Here is a 17,058-nt window from a genome sequence, read left to right on the forward strand (position 1 = left end):
TGGCGAGCCACGACATCGGCACCGTGCGGTGCGGTGGTTTCAGGCACCGGTGTCGAGGGGCACGCGGCGCAGGGTGCCGTCGACCCGGTCGGCGGCCTCGACCTCGTCGCGGGTGACGCCGAGGACGAACAGCACCGCGTCCAGGTACGGGTGGGACAGAGCCGTGTCTGCGACCTCACGCAGCGCCGGCTTGGCGTTGAACGCGATGCCGAGTCCGGCCGCTCCGAGCATGTCGATGTCGTTGGCGCCGTCGCCGACGGCGACGGTCTGCTCGATCGGCACGCCGGCCTCGGCGGCGAACTCCCGCAGGGCGCGCGCCTTGGCGGCCCGGTCCACCACCTCACCGACGACGCGGCCGGTGAGCTTGCCGTCGACGATCTCGAGGGTGTTGGCCCGGACGAAATCCAGTTCGAGTTCGTGGGCGAGACCGTCGATGACCTGGCGGAAGCCCCCGGAGACGACGCCGCAGCGGAACCCGAGACGCCGCAGTGTGCGGATGGTGGTCCGGGCACCGGGGGTGAGTTCGAGGTTCTCGGCGACCTCGTCGATGACCGATGCGGGCAAGCCGGCAAGGGTGGCGACCCGCTGGTTCAGCGACTCGGTGAAGTCGATCTCGCCGCGCATGGCTGCCTCGGTGACAGCGCGGACCTTGTCCTCCACGCCGGCGTGTGCGGCAAGCATCTCGATCACCTCGCCCTGGACGAGGGTGGAGTCGACATCGAACACGATCAGCCGCTTCGAGCGACGGGCGAGACCGGCGCGTTCCACGGCGATGTCGACCTCGAGGCCGGCGGCCAGCTCGGCCAGCCCGGCCCGCAGTCGGGCGTCGGCCTCGGAACCGGGGTCGGCGGCGGTGACCATGAGTTCGAGTCCGGTCACCGGGTAGTCGGCGATTCCCCGGATGGAGTCGATGTTGGCGCCCTGCCGTGCAAGTTCGCGGCCCACCGAGCGCAGGGCCCGGGCGCTGACGGGGCTGCCGAGGACCACGAGGGCGTGTGTGGACACGGACGAGCCGATACCCGGCTCGACACCGGTCTGGACCTGGGCGTGCATGCCGATGGTCGCCATGGCGGCCTCGATCTCGTCCTGCAGCGCGTCGGGATCTGCGGGGCAGGAGACGAGCACCCCGAGGGTGAGCCGGCCGCGGATCACGACCTGCTCGACGTCGAGCAGATCGACGTCGTGCCGGGTGAGCGCCGCGAAGAGCACCGAGGTCACGCCGGGATGGTCCGGCCCCGTCACAGTCACCAGCATCGCGGTGTCAGACGCCACCTACGTCTCCGATCCTTCGTCAGTCGCGGCACTTGCCCACTCATTGTGGCAGGTGAACGGGGTGCCGAGTGAGCAGGGGTCCCCTCGGCAGAACGCGCGAGGCCCCGCCCGTCGGGGACGGGCGGGGCCTCGGGAGGCGTCGATCCGGGGTACGGATCAGCGGTCGGCGGGGGTCCTTTCGGCACCCTCGCTCAGCGCCACATGGTTGTGCTTGTTGCTGCCCGGGCCGACATGGGCCTCGGCACGCATGCGGTCCACCATGTGCGGGTAGTGCAGCTCGAACGCGGGGCGCTCGGAGCGGATGCGCGGCAGCTCGTAGAAGTTGTGCCGCGGCGGCGGGCAGGTGGTAGCCCACTCGAGGGAGTTGCCGTAGCCCCACGGGTCGTCGACCGTGACGACCTGCCCGTACCGGTAGCTCTTGAACACGTTCCACAGGAACGGCAGGGTCGAGGCGCCGAGGACGAAGGCACCGATGGTCGAGACGATGTTCAAGGTGGTGAACCCGTCCGAGGGCAGGTAGTCGGCGTAGCGGCGCGGCATGCCCTCGTTGCCCAGCCAGTGCTGCACCAGGAACGTGGTGTGGAAGCCGAGGAAGGTCAGCCAGAAGTGCCACTTGGCGAGGCGCTCGTCGAGCATGCGCCCGGTCATCTTCGGGAACCAGAAGTAGATGCCGGCGTAGGTGGCGAACACGATGGTGCCGAAGAGCACGTAGTGGAAGTGCGCGATGACGAAGTAGGAGTCCGTCACGTGGAAGTCGAGCGGCGGGCTGGCGAGGATGACGCCGGACAGGCCGCCGAACAGGAAGGTGACGATGAAGCCGACCGAGAACAGCATCGGCGACTCGAACGTCAGGTGGCCCTTCCACATGGTGCCGATCCAGTTGAAGAACTTCACGCCGGTGGGCACCGCGATCAGGAACGTCATGAACGAGAAGTACGGCAGCAGCACGGCGCCGGTGGCGTACATGTGGTGCGCCCACACCGCGATGGAGAGCGCCGCGATCGCCAGGGTCGCGTAGACCAGGCCGGTGTAGCCGAAGATCGGCTTGCGGGAGAAGACCGGGAAGATCTCCGAGACGATGCCGAAGAACGGCAGCGCGATGATGTACACCTCGGGGTGACCGAAGAACCAGAACAGGTGCTGCCACAGCATGACACCGCCGTTGGCGGGGTCGAAGATGTGCCCACCGAGGTGGCGGTCGACGAAGAGGCCGAAGAACGCAGCGGTCAGCAGCGGGAACGCCAGGAGGATCAGCACGCTGGTGATGAGGATGTTCCAGGTGAAGATCGGCATCCGGAACATGGTCATGCCGGGGGCGCGCAGGCACACCACGGTGGTGATGAAGTTGACCGCACCGAGGATGGTGCCCAGACCCATCACACCGAGGCCGAGGACCCAGAAGTCACCGCCGACGCCGGGCGAGTGCAGCTCGCTGGTGAGCGGGCTGTACGCGGTCCAGCCGAAGTCGGCCGCACCACCGGGGGTGATGAAGCCGGCGGTCACGATCGTGGCGCCGAACAGGTACAGCCAGTAGCTGAAGGAGTTCAGGCGCGGGAACGCGACGTCGGGGGCGCCGATCTGCAGCGGCAGGATGTAGTTCGCGAAGGCGAACACGACCGGGGTCGCGTACATCAGCAGCATGATCGTGCCGTGCATGGTGAACAGCTGGTTGTACTGCTCGTTCGACAGGAACTGCAGACCCGGAACCGCGAGTTCGGTGCGGATGAGCAGAGCCATCACGCCGCCGATGAGGAAGAACGCGAACGAGGTGACCATGTACATGATCCCGAGCATCTTGGGATCCGTGGTCGTGATCATCTTGTAGAAGAACGAGCCCTTGGGTCCCTGCCGCGGCGGGTACGGCCTCGCTGCAGCTATCTCCGGGACTGGCTGGGGCGCTACGGCAGTCACTAATCCTCCTGATTGCGCGCTCGACTCGCAGTGCGAGGCGAACGTTCTCTGGCTTGCGCTGATCGAATCGTAGACGGTGCGACCACCGCACGCTCACCGGGTCCTACTCAGTGTCGTACTCGGCCCTCGAGCATACCCACGGGGGTCTGTGACCCACGCAACCCGGGGGCCGTCCACCACCCCCCGCACCTCCCGTTTCCTCCAGGACATAAGGTAAGCGTCTCCTAAGTATGAAGGTCCCGAGAGACGAGGTTCACCTTGCACCCCCTCCCCCTGCGCCGCGGAATCGCCGCGCTCGCGACGACCCTCACGGCCGTGCTGCTCGCCGGCTGCTCCTCCGGCGAGACGGCCGAGCAGGCCCCGGCCACCGCGGGCTTCCCCCGTACCGTCGAGCACTTCCGCGGAACGACCACTCTCGACTCCCCGCCGCTGCGGGTCGTCGCGCTCGACACCAGCTATGCGGATGCGACGCTGCTCCTCGAATCCGAACTCGTCGGTTACGTCGACTACCGCACCGAGGGCCTGCCCGACTACCTCGGTGACACGCGCGAGCAGTTCGCCGCGGACGCGACGTCGGTCGGCGCGGTGTCCGATGCGAGTCTCGAGAAGGTCGCCGCTCTGCAGCCCGATCTGATCCTGTCCGCGGACGTGCGCGACGGCGAGAACTACGACAAGCTGTCCGCCATCGCACCGACGGTGTTCTCCCAGAGCACCGGACCGACCTGGAAGGACAACATCCGGCTCGCCGCGCGAGCCCTCGGCAAGGAGGACCTCGCCGAGCAGAAGATCGCCGACTACGAGGCCCGGGCGAAAGCCATCGGCGACGAGATCAACGCCACGGCCGGCAACCCCACCGTCTCGGTGGTCCGCTTCGCCGGCGAGCCCACCGCCCGCCTCTACCGCACCACGTCGTTCAGCGGCATCGTCCTCGAGGATGCCGGCCTGGCCCGGCCCGCGAGCCAGGGACCCGATCCGGCCGATCCGAGCAGCATCATGAATGCGATCAGCCCCGAACTCATCGGCGAGGCGGATGCGGATGTGATCTTCGTCAGCATGTACCGCGACGGGGAGGGCAAGTCCGAGGCGGCGGCGCAGCCGTTCCTGTCCAATCCGCTGTGGCAGAACCTGCGCGGCCGGAAGGTCGACGTGGACGACAGCCTCTGGATGACGCCGGTGTCCGTCCAGGGCGCGCACAAGATCCTCGACGACCTCGCCGAGGCTTTCGGGGTCGATCCGCACACCAGTTAACCTGGACCGTCCCCTAGACAGGAGTGGTCGTATGCCCGCAGCGTCCCGGTCCCGCGCCGTCACGTGCACCGTCGCCCTCACTGCCGTGGCGGCACTCGGCCTGGCGGGATGCGCGGAGACGACCGACGATCCGGCGAGCAGCATCGTGCGCACGACCACCCGCATCGCCGGGGCTGCCGTCGTCGGCATCGAACGCGACACCACGACCGCGTGCGCGCTACCCAGTCCCCTCGATCCGGGCCAGCCCGCCGGCGGCACCCGATCGGTGATCCACACCGGCGGCATCTCCGAGGTGCCCGTCGACCCGCAGCGGATCGTCGTCCTCGACGCTGCCGCGATGGACGCGGTGTGCGCACTGGGCCTGTGGGAGCGCGTGGTCGGCACGACCACCGACGTCGCCCGTGCCGAGTACCTCGGCACCGGCATCGCCGAACTGCCCTCGGTGGGCGCGACGTCGGCGCCCGACGTCGCGCTCATCGACGGTGCGGAGCCCGATCTGATCCTCGGCTCCTCGGCCGACCCGGAGCTCTACCGCCGCCTCGGCGACGTCGCTCCGACGGTGCTCGTCGGCTCCGATCCGGTGTTCTGGCGGCAGCAGTTCCTCCGCGCCGCAGAGACACTCGGGCGCTCACAGGCGGCCGGCCGAGTGCTCGACGACTACCGCGCCACCGCAACGGACGTGGGCACGGCGACGACCGCGTCACAGACCCAGGCGTCGATCGTGCGGTTCACCGGTGACGGCGCGGTCGTCGAGGGCACCGCGTCGTTCGCCGGCCAGGTCCTCGCCGACACCGGCGTCGCGCGCCCGCCCGCACAGCGGTTCGGTGTGCAGGACGGGAGTGCCGCCGCCCCGCTCGACGAGGACGACCCGGCCGCCGCGGAGGGCGACCTGATCTACGTCCGATTCGCCGGCGAGGACGGCGTCGCACACGGCAGTGAGGTGATGGACTCCGAGGCCTGGCTCGACCTCGGGGCGGTCACCGACAGCCGGCTGTTCGCAGTGGACGACCTCGTGTGGTCCACGCCCGGCCCGGTGGCCGCGAAAGCCGTTCTGACGGACGTACGCAACACCCTCAACGGCTACTCGAACTGAGCCCGACGACCGAATGTCACATGGGTTCGATCACATCGAACCCATGTGACATTCGGTCACAGCGGGTGGGGGATCAGAAGTCCCAGTCCTCGTCCTCGGTGACGACTGCCTTACCGATCACGTACGAGCTGCCCGACCCGGAGAAGAAGTCGTGGTTCTCGTCGGCGTTCGGCGACAGCGCGGACAGGATCGCCGGGTTGACGTCGGTCTCGTCCTTGGGGAACAGAGCCTCGTAGCCGAGGTTCATCAGGGCCTTGTTGGCGTTGTACCGCAGGAACTTCTTGACGTCCTCGGTGAGGCCGGCCTCGTCGTAGAGGTCTGCGGTGTACTGGGTTTCGTTGTCGTACAACTCGAAGAGCAGCTCGAAGACCCAGTCCTTGAGCTCGTCGCGCTCGGCCTGGGTGATCTGCTCGAGTCCGCGTTGGTACTTGTAGCCGATGTAGTAGCCGTGCACCGCCTCGTCGCGGATGATCAGCCGGATCATGTCCGCCGTGTTGGTCAGTTTCGCCCGCGACGACCAGTACATCGGCAGGTAGAAGCCCGAGTAGAACAGGAACGACTCGAGCAGGGTCGAAGCGGCCTTGCGCTTGAGCGGACTGTCGCCCTGGTAGTAGTCGAGGACGATCTGAGCCTTGCGCTGCAGGTTCTCGTTCTCCTCCGACCAGCGGAACGCGTCGTCGATCTGGCGGGTGGAGCACAGCGTCGAGAAGATGCTCGAGTACGACTTGGCGTGCACCGACTCCATGAACGCGATGTTGGTGAGCACCGCCTCCTCGTGCGGGGTCACCGCGTCCGGGATCAGCGACACGGCGCCGACGGTGCCCTGGATCGTGTCGAGCAGGGTCAGACCGGTGAACACCCGCATGGTCAGTTCCTGCTCGTACTCGGTGAGCGTGCCCCACGACGGGATGTCGTTGGACACCGGAACCTTCTCGGGCAACCAGAAGTTGCCGGTGAGACGGTCCCACACCTCCGAGTCCTTCTCGTCCGGAACGCGGTTCCAGTTGATCGCCGAGACACGGTCGACGAGTTTGACGTGGGCGCCGTGGGACGGCGAATGCGCGCGGGGTGCGGAGGTCATCTGTCTTTCCCTACCTGAGTTTCGATGTGTACCGGCAAGATTCGTCACAGCATGCAGGACACGCAGTTCTCCACCTCGGTGCCCTCGAGCGCCATCTGCCGCAGCCGGATGTAGTACAGCGTCTTGATTCCCTTGCGCCAGGCGTAGATCTGCGCCTTGTTCACGTCGCGGGTGGTGACGGTGTCCTTGAAGAACAACGTCAGCGACAGGCCCTGGTCGACGTGCTGGGTGGCCGCCGCGTAGGTGTCGATGATCTTCTCGTACCCGATCTCGTACGCGTCCTGGAAGTACTCCAGGTTGTCGTTGGTCAGGTAGGGAGCCGGGTAGTAGACGCGACCGATCTTGCCTTCCTTGCGGATTTCGATCTTCGACGCCACCGGGTGGATGCTGCTGGTGGAGTTGTTGATGTACGAGATCGACCCGGTGGGCGGCACGGCCTGCAGGTTCTGGTTGTAGATGCCGTGCTCCTGGACCGACGCCTTCAGCGCGCGCCAGTCGTCCTGCGTGGGAATCGCCACGCCGGCGTCGGCGAAGAGCTGCCGCACGCGGGCGGTGGCCGGCTCCCATACCTGGTCGGTGTACTTGTCGAAGAACTCGCCCGAGGCGTACTTCGACTCGGGGAAGCCCTTGAAGTACGTACCCCGCTCGATGGCGAGCCGGTTCGACGCGCGCAGCGCGTGGTAGAGCACGGTGTAGAAGTAGATGTTCGTGAAGTCGACGCCCTCTTCGGAGCCGTAGAAGATGCGCTCGCGGGCGAGATAGCCGTGCAGGTTCATCTGCCCGAGCCCGATCGCGTGGGAGTCGTTGTTGCCCTGCTCGATCGACGGCACCGAGTAGATGTGGGTCTGGTCCGACACGGCGGTCAGCGCCCGGATCGCCACCTCGATGGTGTGCGCGAAGTCCGGCGAGTCCATCGCCTTGGCGATGTTGAGCGATCCCAGGTTGCACGAGATGTCCTTGCCCACATGGCTGTAGGACAGGTCCTCGTTGAAGGTGGAGGGTGTGGAGACCTGCAGGATCTCCGAGCACAGGTTCGAGTGGGTGATCTTGCCCTTGACGGGATTGGCCCGATTGACGGTGTCCTCGAACATGATGTACGGGTAGCCGGACTCGAACTGCAGTTCCGCGACGGTCTGGAAGAACTCGCGCGCCTTGATCTTCGACTTGCGGATGCGCTTGTCGTCGACCATCTCGTAGTACTTCTCGGTGACGTCGATGTCGGCGAACGGCACTCCGTAGATGCGCTCGACGTCGTACGGCGAGAACAGGTACATGTCCTCGTTGCGCTTCGCGAGCTCGAACGTGATGTCGGGGACGACGATGCCCAGCGAGAGGGTCTTGATGCGGATCTTCTCGTCCGCGTTCTCGCGCTTGGTGTCGAGGAATCGGTAGATGTCGGGGTGGTGCGCGTGCAGGTACACCGCGCCGGCGCCCTGGCGGGCCCCGAGCTGGTTGGCGTAGGAGAAGGAGTCCTCGAGCAGTTTCATGATGGGGATGACGCCGGAGGACTGGTTCTCGATCTGCTTGATCGGCGCGCCGTGCTCGCGGATGTTGCTGAGCAGCAATGCGACTCCGCCGCCGCGCTTGGACAGCTGCAGCGCCGAGTTGATCGAGCGGCCGATCGACTCCATGTTGTCCTCGATCCGCAGCAGGAAGCAGGAGACGGGCTCGCCGCGCTGCTTCTTGCCGGAGTTGAGGAACGTCGGGGTCGCGGGCTGGAACCGGCCCGAGATGATCTCGTCGACCAGGTGGGTCGCGAGCTGCTCGTCGCCGGCGGCCAGGGTCAGCGCGACCATGCAGACGCGGTCCTCGAACCGCTCGAGGTAGCGCTTGCCGTCGAACGTCTTGAGCGTGTACGAGGTGTAGTACTTGAACGCGCCCAGGAACGTCGGGAAACGGAACTTCTTCGAGTAGGCGTGTTCGAAGAGCTGCTTGACGAACGGCCGGGAGTACTGCTCGAGCACCTCGGGTTCGTAGTAGTTCTCCTCCACGAGATAGTCGAGCTTCTCGTCGAGGTTGTGGAAGAACACCGTGTTCTGGTTGACGTGCTGCAGGAAGTACTGGCGGGCGGCGGCGACATCCTTGTCGAACTGGATCTCGCCGTCGGGTCCGTACAGGTTCAACATCGCGTTGAGCGCGTGGTAGTCGAGGCCCTTGAGGGACTCGTCGATCTTGGCGCTCGCTGCCGGCGCGGCATCGGTGACGGTCACGGTGCTTGCTCCCACTGTGAGTAGACGGGTTCGCCGCGCCCGTAGCCCGACGGCGGCGCAGCGTTGATGGAGTGGACGGGTGGGGTCGCGGTCAGGCCGACTGCAACGACTGCGCCCAGAACTGCGTCAGGCCCTCCCGGACGCGCTCGACGTCCTCGGCGGTACCCATGAGTTCGAACCGGTAGAGGTACGGAACCTTGCACTTCTGGGAAACCACATCCCCGGCGTAACAATAGGATTCGCCGAAGTTGGTGTTGCCGGCGGCGATGACCCCGCGAATCAGCGCACGGTTGTGCGGATTGTTGAGGAACCGGATCACCTGCTTGGGCACGAAATTCGTGTCCCGGCCGGTTGCGGTGGTGCCACCGCCGTAGGTCGGCAGGATCAGCACGTACGGTTCGTGCACCTCGAAGGCGCCGTCCCGGTCGTGCAACGGGATCCGGGTGGCCGGCAACCCCAGTCGCCGGACGAATCGGTGCGTGTTCTCCGATGCGCTCGAGAAGTACACCAACGAGGTCATGGATGTCTCACATCACTTCGCTCGGGTCCGGCGACCGGCCGCAGGGGCGGTGGGTCGGCTCGCGACGGGGTCAGGCAGCGACGGCGAGGGCCTTGATCCGGTCCGGGCGGAAGCCCGACCAGTGCTCGTCGCCGGCGACCACCACGGGGGCCTGCAGGTAACCGAGGGCCATCACGTAGTCCCGCGCTTCGGGGTTCTCCGAGATGTCGACGACGGAGTACTCGATACCGGCCTTGTCGAGGGCCCGGTAGGTGGCATTGCACTGAACGCAGGCAGGCTTGGTGTAGACGGTGATGTTCATGGCTTCCCCTTTTCGGCAACCTGACGACTGACTGCACAGCAGTGCCTCGAGGCCCGTCGTACCACTGCGATCCCGCTTCCCCGAGGGACCGGAAACGATCAAGCCTTCCAGCGCTCTAGACACTACACCTAGTGGCCGACAGAATCATAGAACGCGAGATGTTGTGAGTTACAGCCTTGATATTCCCAGGTCGTCACTCGCCCGCAGCGCTGTCGGGCAGGTGCGGGAGCACGTCCTCGAGGCGCGCCGGCAGCCGTCGTACCCGCGCCCCGGTGGCGTGCCACAGGGCGTTGACGACCGCCGCCGCGCTACCGACGATCCCGATCTCCCCGACCCCGCGCGACCCCATCGGTGTCGCGTGCAGGTCGTCCTCGTCGAGCCAGGTCGCGTCCACGTCACCGATGTCGGCATGGGTGGGGATGTGGTACTCCGCCAGATCGTGGTTGACCACGTGCCCGGTGCGGGCATCGCGGATGCTCTCCTCGTGCAGCGCCATGGAGATGCCGAAGCACATCCCGCCGATCAGCTGCGAACGTGCGGTGCGGGGGTTGACCACCCGCCCCACCGAGAACACACCGTGCATCCTCGGCACCCGGATCTCGCCGGTGTCGACGTCCACCCGCACCTCGGCGAAATGCGCGCCGAACGACTGGATTCGGTAGTGCTCGAGGGCGGGGTTCTCCTCGGCCGTCGCCGAGGCCTCGGCGCCCGGATCCGGCCGGTCACCGTGCCGCTTGCGAAAGGCGTGGGCCGCGGCGACGATCGCGGTGCCCCACGACGAGGTGCCGGAGGACCCGCCGGCGACCGTGGCGTTCGGCAGGGCCGAGTCACCGATCTCGAGGTGGATGTCCTCGGGTCCGCATCCGAGCGCATCGGCCGCGATGAGCGTGAGCGCGGTCCACGCACCGGTCCCGATGTCCGCGGCGCCCGTGCGCACGGTGTAGCGACCGTCACCGTCGTGGCGGACCGCGACCTCGGTGCCGGGGTTGAGCAGGTGCGGATAGCTCGCTGCCGCGACTCCGGTGCCGACGAGCCACCGGCCGTCGCGGCGGGTGCCGGGGGTGCGGTCGGCCGGATCCCAGCCGAACACCCGCGCACCTTCACGCAGGCACTCCACCAGCCGTCGCGACGACCACGGACGTCCGGACTCGGGGTCGACGGGCGGGTCATTGCGCACTCGCAGTTCGATCGGGTCCAGCCCGCACGCCACCGCGAGCTCGTCCATCGCGACCTCCCCCGCGAACATCCCCGGCGCCTCCCCCGGTGCCCGCATCCAGTAGGGAGCAGGCACGTCGAGGGCGACGATGCGGTGCGAGGTACGCCGATACGGCGCGGCGTACATCCCCCGCGACGACACCGCCGTCTGCTCCGCGTACTCACGCACGTGCGAGGACTGCGAGAAGGCCTCGTGTACCACCGCCTCGAGCCGCCCCTCCCGGCTCGCGACCAACCGGACGTGCGAGACGGTGGGCGGGCGGTACCCGACGTAGCCGAACATGTCCTGCCGGGACACCGCGAACTTGACCGCCCGGCCGGGCAGCAGGCGCGCCGCCATCGCCGCCACGACGTCGTGGGCGTGCGGCGCCCCCTTCGAGCCGAAACCGCCCCCCACGTAGGGACTGATCACCCGCATCTGCTCGGGGCGCAGACCCAGCACGGGCGCCAGGGTGGAGACGACGCCGTGGGTGCTCTGCGTGGAGTCGTACAGCGTCAACGACTCCCCGGACCACACCGCGACGACGGTGTGCGGTTCGAGCGGGTTGTTGTGCTCCTCGGGTGTGGAGTACCAGCCGTCGACCACGACGCCGTCGCGCTCCGCGACCTCGGCCGCCGCGGCGTCGCCCTGCTCCGAGTCGGTGGGATAGCCGCCGTTGGCCTGTTCGGGGGCATAACTGCGCGGATGATCGGGCCGGAACGCGACGTCGTGTGGTGCGGACTCGTACTCGACCTGCACCAGTTCGCTGGCGTGTCGGGCGATCTCGGGTGTCTCGGCCACCACGGCGGCGACGATCTCCCCCCGGAAGGCGACGGCCGGGTCCTGCAGGACCGCGTACTCGGCCTCCGATGTGTCCGCCAGCCGGGGCGCATCCCACGGGGTGAGAACGGCGAGTACGCCGGGCAGGGCCAGCGCCTGGGCGGTCTCGACGCGGGTCACCGTTCCCCGCGCGACGGTCGCCGTGACCGGGACGAGGTAGGCGGGGTCGTCGAACGGATGCTCGTACGCGTAGGGCGCGGCGCCGGCCACCTTGAGCGGGCCGTCCACCCGCGCCGTCGACCTGCCGATCGGGCGCTGGGCCGAGGGGGTCATGCGACTGCCTCCGAGGTGAGTTCGCGCAGCACCGAGACGAGGGTGCGGCGCAGCAGCGGCACCTTGAACTCGTTGCCGTCGAGGGGCCGGGCATCGGCGAGTTCCGCGTCGGCGGCCGCGGCGAAGACAGCGTCGCCGGGGGCGCTGCCCAGCAGGACGTGCTCGGCGCGGTGGGCGCGCCACGGCCGGTGCGCGACGCCGCCGAGAGCGACGCGGCATCCCGTGATCAGCCCGTCGACGATCGTCAGATCCGCCGCCACCGAGACGAGTGCGAACGCGTACGACGCCCGGTCGCGCACCTTGCGGTACGTCGAGACGGCGCCCTCGGGGGCGGGGATCTCGACGTGCAGGATCAGCTCCTCGCGCTCGAGCACCGTGTCGCGCTCGGGGCTGTCGCCGGGAAGCCGGTAGAGCTGCTCGACGGGAACGCACCGCTCCCCCTGCGCGCCGAGCACCGTCACCTCGGCGTCGAGCGCGAGCAGCGCGACCGCCATGTCCGACGGATGGGTGGCGACGCAGTGTTCGGAGGCGCCGAGGACGGCGTGGTAGCGGGTGTAGCCGCCGAGTGCGGTGCAGCCGCTGCCCGGGGCGCGCTTGTTGCACGGGGTCGACGGGTCCCGGAAGTACACGCAGCGGGTGCGCTGGAGCAGATTGCCGGCGGTGGTGGCCATGTTGCGCAGCTGCGGGGACGCCCCGGCCAGCAGGGCCCGGGCCAGGACCGGGTACCGACGGCGGACGATCGGGTGGGCGGCCAGGTCGCTGTTGCGCACGTTGGCGCCCACCCGCAGCCCGCCCTCTGCGGTCTCCGCGACGACGTCGAGCGGCAGACGGGAGACGTCGACGAGCACGTCGGGCGCGGTGACCCCGAGTTTGAGGTGGTCCACCAGGTTCGTGCCGCCGGCGAGGTAGGCGGCGCCCGGGTGGCCGGCGACCGCGGCAACCGCGGCGGCGGGATCGGCGGGCGTCTCGTAGCGGAACGTCTTCACGAGCAGTGTCCTTCCCCGCGCGCGACGTGCCGGAGCGCTTCGACGATGTTCGGGTAGGCCGCGCAGCGGCACAGGTTTCCGCTCATGCGTTCGCGGATCTCGTCGTCGGTCGGCTCGGGATCCTGGGTGAGGTCCGCGGTGACGTGGCTCGGGGCACCCTTGGCCATCTCGTCGAACATGCCGACAGCGGAGCAGATCTGGCCCGGCGTGCAGTAGCCGCACTGGAACGCGTCGCATTCGACGAACGCCTGGGGCAGGTGCGACGGCCCGTCGTCCGAGATCCCGGCGGCGGTGACGACGTCGGCGCCGTCGTGGGCGACTGCGAGCGACAGGCAGCTCACGATGCGCCGGGAGTCGAGCAGGACCGTGCACGCGCCGCACTGACCGTGGTCGCAGCCCTTCTTCGGAGAGTAGATCCCGAGCCGGTCGCGCAGGGCGTCGAGGATCGTGGTGCGCACGTCGACGGTGCAGCGGCGCTCACGGCCGTCGACGCGCAGGGTGATCGTGTGCTCGTGTTCGCCGGGACTGTCGCTCTCGTGCGCCATGGGCTCCTCCGTCGCGATGGGGACTGGCGAGGTATTCCCCGCAGCATGCCCCGGCAATCACGGCCGCGGACGGGAATCGGGCACAGACACCGACGGCCCCGGACCGCGCGCGGTCCGGGGCCGTCCGAGGCGTGATCGGGTCAGGCGTCGACGAGCTCGCGACGCGCGGCGGCAAGCTCGGAGAGCAGCGCGGAGATCTGCCCGGCGACCTCGGCGTTCTCCTTCGGGTGGGCGTCGCCGAACTTGTCGAGGGTGCCGGCGATGGACAGCTGCAGGCCGGTCCGGCCGCCGGCGATGCCGAGCGCCTTGACGGTCTCCTCGAGCGCCCACTTGGCGCCGTTGCCGCTGGGCGAGGCGCTGATCACGGCGACGGGCTTGCCGGCCAGGGCACCGGCGCCGTACGGGCGGGAGAGCCAGTCGATGGCGTTCTTGAGGACGGCGGGGATGGTGCCGTTGTACTCGGGGGTGACGAGCAGGAGGGCGTCGGCCTCGTTCGCCGCGACGCGCAGCGCTTCGGCGGCGGTGGGCGCGCCCGGCTCGCCGTCGAGGTCCTCGTTGTAGAAGGGCACCTCGCCGAGGCCTTCGTACACGGCGACCTCGACACCCTGCGGCGCGACGGCGGCCGCGGTCTCGGCGAGGCGGCGATTGACGGAGGCGGAGCGCAGGCTGCCGACGAGAGCGAGAACGCGGGTCTGGGACATGGGAGTGTTCCTTCGATTCGGGTGTCCGGGTCTGACGCCACTATAAACGGACTGCGGTCCACTTATGTTCCCGGGCGGTACTGTGACGTGGTGGACATTCCGCTGCTGCCGCTCGCCGGGGACGAGAGCGTCGAACGATGCGACGCCGCCCGCAACCGGCGCCGGCTCCTCGAGGCGGCCTCGCTCCTCGTCGCCGAACGCGGCGTCGACGCGGTCACGATGGATGCCGTCGCCGCCCGCGCCGGGGTCGGCAAGGGCACCGTCTTCCGGCGCTTCGGCTCCCGCGCGGGACTCATGCGTGCCCTGCTCGACCACTCCGAACAGGCACTGCAGCAGCAGTTCCTCACCGGTCCCCCGCCCCTGGGCCCCGGCGCCGATCCCGTCGACCGGCTCGTCGCGTTCGGCCGGGCCCGCATCCGCCTCGTGGAGGTGCAGGGCGAGGTGCTGCGGGCCGCCGAGAGCTCCGCCGAAGCCCGGTTCAACGCCCCGGCGCGCGCGGTAAGCCTGACCCACATCGAGTTCCTGCTGCGCACCGCGGGGGTCGACGGCGACCTGCCGCTGCTGGCCCAGTCCCTGTTCGCCCCCCTCGAGGCCACCCTGGTCCTGCATCAGTGGCGCGATCTCGGGTATTCGCTCGACCGGCTCGCCGACGGGTGGGCGGACCTCGCGCGCCGCGTCGTCACGGCACCGGCCGCCGCCGGGCGGACGGTACGGTGACCGGCATGCTGCGGACGCTCGGGCTCTCGGTGCTCCTCACCCTGGCGGCGACGACGGCCGCCTGCGCGGGCGACGGCGCCGCCACCGCGCCCCAGGACCCCGCCGTGCTCACGGGACGCGCCTTCGTCTCCACCGCGGTGTCGGGCCCACCGATTCCCGGCGGCGGACCCCTCGTCGTGGAGTTCCCCGAGTCGGGCCGGATCGCCGCGACCGCCGGCTGCAACCGGTCGGTGGGCGCGGTCGATCTCGCCGACGGGGTGCTGCGCGCCGATCGGCTCGCCAGCACCCTCATGTCGTGCCCGCCGCCGATCGACGGCGCCGACACCTGGCTGTCCGACCTGTTCGCCGCGCAGCCGCGCTGGCACCTCGACGGCGACGTGCTGACCCTCGACGGCGGCGACGTGTCCGTCTCACTGCTCGACCGCACGGTCGCCGACCCGGACCGTCCCGTCGTGGGCACGCAGTGGGTGCTCACCGAGCTCGTCACGGCCACCGCGGTCTCGACCTCCCGGGTCCTCGAGAAGGCCGCGCCCACGCTGACCGTCGCCGCCGACGGCACGGTCTCGGGCAGCACCGGCTGCAACCGGTTCACGGGCAACGCCGCCGTCGGAGACACCGCGTTGACGTTCGGGCCGCTGGCCACCACCCGCGCGGCGTGCCCCGACCCGGAGCTCGCAGACATCGAGTCGGCCGTCCTGGCCGTGCTGTCGGGCGAGGTGCGCTACACGGTCGAGGGCGCGCAGATGCGACTGACCGCCGCGGACGGCGTCACCGGTCTCGGGTACACCGCGCGCTGACGAGCCGGTTCAGTACCGCTCCACCAGCCACTGCGCGAGTTCGCGGGCGCTGGCGTCGACCCTGGCCGGCCAGTCCAGCGCGGTCTCGTCCGCGTGGTCGCTGACGTGCTTGACCAGCCGGCACGGCGCGCCCATGCGGGACGCGGCGAGAGCGATCGCGAAACCCTCCATGTCGACGAGGTCGGCGCGGGCGGCGAGCGCGTCACGCACCTGCGCGTCCGAGACGAAGGAATCGCCCGTGGCGAGCACCGTCCCGTCGCCGTCGTCGAGTTCGAGTACGTCCTCGACCGGATAGCCGAGGCTGCGCAGCACCTCGCTGCTGATGTCGTGGTTGATCACCGCCGACGGCAGGTAGAGCCCGCCGTGGTGCACGTGCAGCGCGCCGGCGGTCCCGATGTTGACCACCGTCGGCGGGGTCCCGAGCCGGTGCCGGGCCAGCGCCTCGGTCACCGCGACGGCTGCGTGCACCTTGCCGATGCCGGTGATCACCGTCTCGTAGCGCGCCGGGACGTGCGCTGCCTCGGACTTCGTGGCGGCGACGACGAGGATCTCGGTCAACTCTTCTCTCCCAGCGCGAGGGTCGCGAGCGCCGCCCGGTGCAGCGCCCGCCCGTACCCTGCACCGTAGCCCGCCGCGTGCACCGCCAGCGGATGCAGCTGATGCATCGGCACGCGCTCGCGCCACCCCTCGCGCAGCGGGCACGTGGCGTCGTAGGCCGCGACGATCTCGTCGAAGTGGGGGCAGCCGAACAACTCCAGCATCGCCAGATCCGTCTCCCGGTGACCGCCGTGCGCCGCCGGGTCGATCAGCACCACACCCGCGGCGGTCCACAGCACATTGCCGTTCCACAGGTCACCGTGCAGGCGGGCGGGCGACTCGTCGTCGTCGAACTCGCCGGCGGCGACGCGCGCGCAGGCCTGCTCGATGTCCGGCAGCTGCGCCGCGGTGACGCTGCCGGCGTCGACCGCGATCCGCAGGAACGGCGCGACCCGTTCCGCCACGTAGAACTCGCCCCAGCTCGCGTGGACGGTGCTGCTCATCGGGCGCTTGCCGATGAACAGCCGGCCGTCGAATCCGTCCGGTGGGCAACCGAACCCGCCGGCGCCCGCAGCGTGCATGCGGGCGAGGCGCGCACCGAACCCCCGGGCCGCGGCGACGCTGGGGGCCACCTCGGTCAACCGCTCGAGATCGATGTGGTCCGCCGCGACCTCGCGGACGGCGACGACGGACATGCCCGCGGCCGCGAGCCAGGCCAGCCCTGCGGCCTCTGCCCGGAAGAAGTCGGGGTGGGCCCCGGCCCGGTGCTTGCGGAAGAGGTCGCTGCTCATCGTCACGAGTGTGCCCGCCGCGCGCCGCGCATGTCACCCG

The 17,058-nt window shown here is 69.3% G+C and carries 16 protein-coding genes; 4 read left to right on the forward strand and 12 right to left on the reverse strand.

The annotated features are described in order from the left end of the window. Positions 1–39: 39 nt before the first annotated feature. Positions 40–1,254 carry a phosphoserine phosphatase SerB gene (gene serB, locus F1734_RS17160; RefSeq protein ID WP_017680837.1) on the reverse strand — a complete coding sequence of 405 codons (1,215 nt, stop codon included), beginning with the start codon at positions 1,252–1,254 and terminating at the stop codon, positions 40–42. 174 nt (positions 1,255–1,428) lie between these two features. Further along, the gene (gene ctaD, locus F1734_RS17165) at positions 1,429–3,183 is read right to left on the reverse strand and encodes an aa3-type cytochrome oxidase subunit I (protein WP_081005275.1); all 1,755 of its coding nucleotides are present in this window, start codon (positions 3,181–3,183) and stop codon (positions 1,429–1,431) included. 258 nt (positions 3,184–3,441) lie between these two features. Between ctaD and F1734_RS17170 the strand changes: the two genes are divergently transcribed. Then, positions 3,442–4,431, forward strand: a complete 990-nt coding sequence (locus F1734_RS17170) for an ABC transporter substrate-binding protein (protein WP_010594633.1) — start codon at positions 3,442–3,444, stop codon at positions 4,429–4,431. A gap of 31 nt (positions 4,432–4,462) precedes the next feature. Beyond that, positions 4,463–5,524 (forward strand): ABC transporter substrate-binding protein, encoded by a 1,062-nt coding sequence (locus tag F1734_RS17175; protein WP_017680838.1) that lies wholly within the window; start codon positions 4,463–4,465, stop codon positions 5,522–5,524. Positions 5,525–5,597: 73 nt separating this feature from the next. On the opposite strand, the gene nrdF is transcribed toward F1734_RS17175, so the two are convergent. The 8 genes from nrdF to F1734_RS17215 all read right to left on the reverse strand — a co-directional run bounded on the left by nrdF (position 5,598) and on the right by F1734_RS17215 (position 14,176). Further along, positions 5,598–6,605, reverse strand: coding sequence for a class 1b ribonucleoside-diphosphate reductase subunit beta (gene nrdF, locus F1734_RS17180; protein WP_017680839.1), 1,008 nt, complete (start codon positions 6,603–6,605; stop codon positions 5,598–5,600). A 44-nt stretch (positions 6,606–6,649) separates the two neighbouring features. Beyond that, positions 6,650–8,815: a class 1b ribonucleoside-diphosphate reductase subunit alpha gene (nrdE, locus tag F1734_RS17185; RefSeq protein ID WP_017680840.1), complete on the reverse strand. Its 2,166-nt coding sequence runs from the start codon at positions 8,813–8,815 to the stop codon at positions 6,650–6,652. Between the two features lie 91 nt (positions 8,816–8,906). After that, positions 8,907–9,335 (reverse strand): class Ib ribonucleoside-diphosphate reductase assembly flavoprotein NrdI, encoded by a 429-nt coding sequence (nrdI, locus tag F1734_RS17190; protein ID WP_010594637.1) that lies wholly within the window; start codon positions 9,333–9,335, stop codon positions 8,907–8,909. A 70-nt stretch (positions 9,336–9,405) separates the two neighbouring features. Then, positions 9,406–9,636 (reverse strand): redoxin NrdH, encoded by a 231-nt coding sequence (locus F1734_RS17195; RefSeq protein ID WP_003936942.1) that lies wholly within the window; start codon positions 9,634–9,636, stop codon positions 9,406–9,408. 193 nt (positions 9,637–9,829) lie between these two features. Continuing rightward, a complete protein-coding gene (locus F1734_RS17200) occupies positions 9,830–11,944 on the reverse strand; it encodes a xanthine dehydrogenase family protein molybdopterin-binding subunit (protein ID WP_203010810.1) in 2,115 nt (704 codons plus the stop codon). Continuing rightward, positions 11,941–12,930, reverse strand: a complete 990-nt coding sequence (locus F1734_RS17205) for an FAD binding domain-containing protein (RefSeq protein ID WP_010594639.1) — start codon at positions 12,928–12,930, stop codon at positions 11,941–11,943. The genes F1734_RS17200 and F1734_RS17205 overlap by 4 nt, the downstream gene beginning before the upstream one ends. Further along, positions 12,927–13,475, reverse strand: coding sequence for a 2Fe-2S iron-sulfur cluster-binding protein (locus F1734_RS17210; protein WP_010594640.1), 549 nt, complete (start codon positions 13,473–13,475; stop codon positions 12,927–12,929). The genes F1734_RS17205 and F1734_RS17210 overlap by 4 nt, the downstream gene beginning before the upstream one ends. A gap of 140 nt (positions 13,476–13,615) precedes the next feature. Continuing rightward, a complete protein-coding gene (locus F1734_RS17215; protein ID WP_017680842.1) occupies positions 13,616–14,176 on the reverse strand; it encodes an NAD(P)H-dependent oxidoreductase in 561 nt (186 codons plus the stop codon). An 87-nt stretch (positions 14,177–14,263) separates the two neighbouring features. Here F1734_RS17215 and F1734_RS17220 point away from each other — a divergent pair, with 87 nt between their 5' ends. After that, positions 14,264–14,893 carry a TetR/AcrR family transcriptional regulator gene (locus tag F1734_RS17220; RefSeq protein ID WP_017680843.1) on the forward strand — a complete coding sequence of 210 codons (630 nt, stop codon included), beginning with the start codon at positions 14,264–14,266 and terminating at the stop codon, positions 14,891–14,893. 5 nt (positions 14,894–14,898) lie between these two features. Next, the gene (locus F1734_RS17225) at positions 14,899–15,690 is read left to right on the forward strand and encodes an META domain-containing protein (RefSeq protein ID WP_026137785.1); all 792 of its coding nucleotides are present in this window, start codon (positions 14,899–14,901) and stop codon (positions 15,688–15,690) included. 9 nt (positions 15,691–15,699) lie between these two features. Here F1734_RS17225 and F1734_RS17230 read toward each other — a convergent pair whose 3' ends face one another. Both F1734_RS17230 and F1734_RS17235 read right to left on the reverse strand, forming a co-directional pair. Beyond that, entirely contained in the window at positions 15,700–16,248 is a 549-nt protein-coding gene (locus tag F1734_RS17230) for a nucleosidase (RefSeq protein ID WP_010594644.1), read from the reverse strand. Further along, positions 16,245–17,018: a fructosamine kinase family protein gene (locus F1734_RS17235; RefSeq protein WP_010594645.1), complete on the reverse strand. Its 774-nt coding sequence runs from the start codon at positions 17,016–17,018 to the stop codon at positions 16,245–16,247. Before F1734_RS17235 ends, F1734_RS17230 begins: the two co-directional genes overlap by 4 nt. Between the last annotated feature and the right edge of the window lie 40 nt (positions 17,019–17,058).

The organism is Rhodococcus ruber (genome assembly GCF_016804345.1).
Taxonomy (GTDB): domain Bacteria; phylum Actinomycetota; class Actinomycetes; order Mycobacteriales; family Mycobacteriaceae; genus Rhodococcus; species Rhodococcus ruber.

Excerpts from the sequence above, each read along its gene's own strand:
- serB (WP_017680837.1), bottom strand. The coding sequence starts at position 1,254 with ATGCTGGTGACTGTGACGGGGCCGGACCATCCCGGCGTGACCTCGGTG.
- F1734_RS17175 (WP_017680838.1), top strand. The coding sequence starts at position 4,463 with ATGCCCGCAGCGTCCCGGTCCCGCGCCGTCACGTGCACCGTCGCCCTC.
- nrdF (WP_017680839.1), bottom strand. The coding sequence starts at position 6,605 with ATGACCTCCGCACCCCGCGCGCATTCGCCGTCCCACGGCGCCCACGTC.
- nrdI (WP_010594637.1), bottom strand. The coding sequence starts at position 9,335 with ATGACCTCGTTGGTGTACTTCTCGAGCGCATCGGAGAACACGCACCGA.
- F1734_RS17195 (WP_003936942.1), bottom strand. The coding sequence starts at position 9,636 with ATGAACATCACCGTCTACACCAAGCCTGCCTGCGTTCAGTGCAATGCC.
- F1734_RS17200 (WP_203010810.1), bottom strand. The coding sequence starts at position 11,944 with ATGACCCCCTCGGCCCAGCGCCCGATCGGCAGGTCGACGGCGCGGGTG.
- F1734_RS17210 (WP_010594640.1), bottom strand. The coding sequence starts at position 13,475 with ATGGCGCACGAGAGCGACAGTCCCGGCGAACACGAGCACACGATCACC.
- F1734_RS17215 (WP_017680842.1), bottom strand. The coding sequence starts at position 14,176 with ATGTCCCAGACCCGCGTTCTCGCTCTCGTCGGCAGCCTGCGCTCCGCC.
- F1734_RS17225 (WP_026137785.1), top strand. The coding sequence starts at position 14,899 with ATGCTGCGGACGCTCGGGCTCTCGGTGCTCCTCACCCTGGCGGCGACG.
- F1734_RS17235 (WP_010594645.1), bottom strand. The coding sequence starts at position 17,018 with ATGAGCAGCGACCTCTTCCGCAAGCACCGGGCCGGGGCCCACCCCGAC.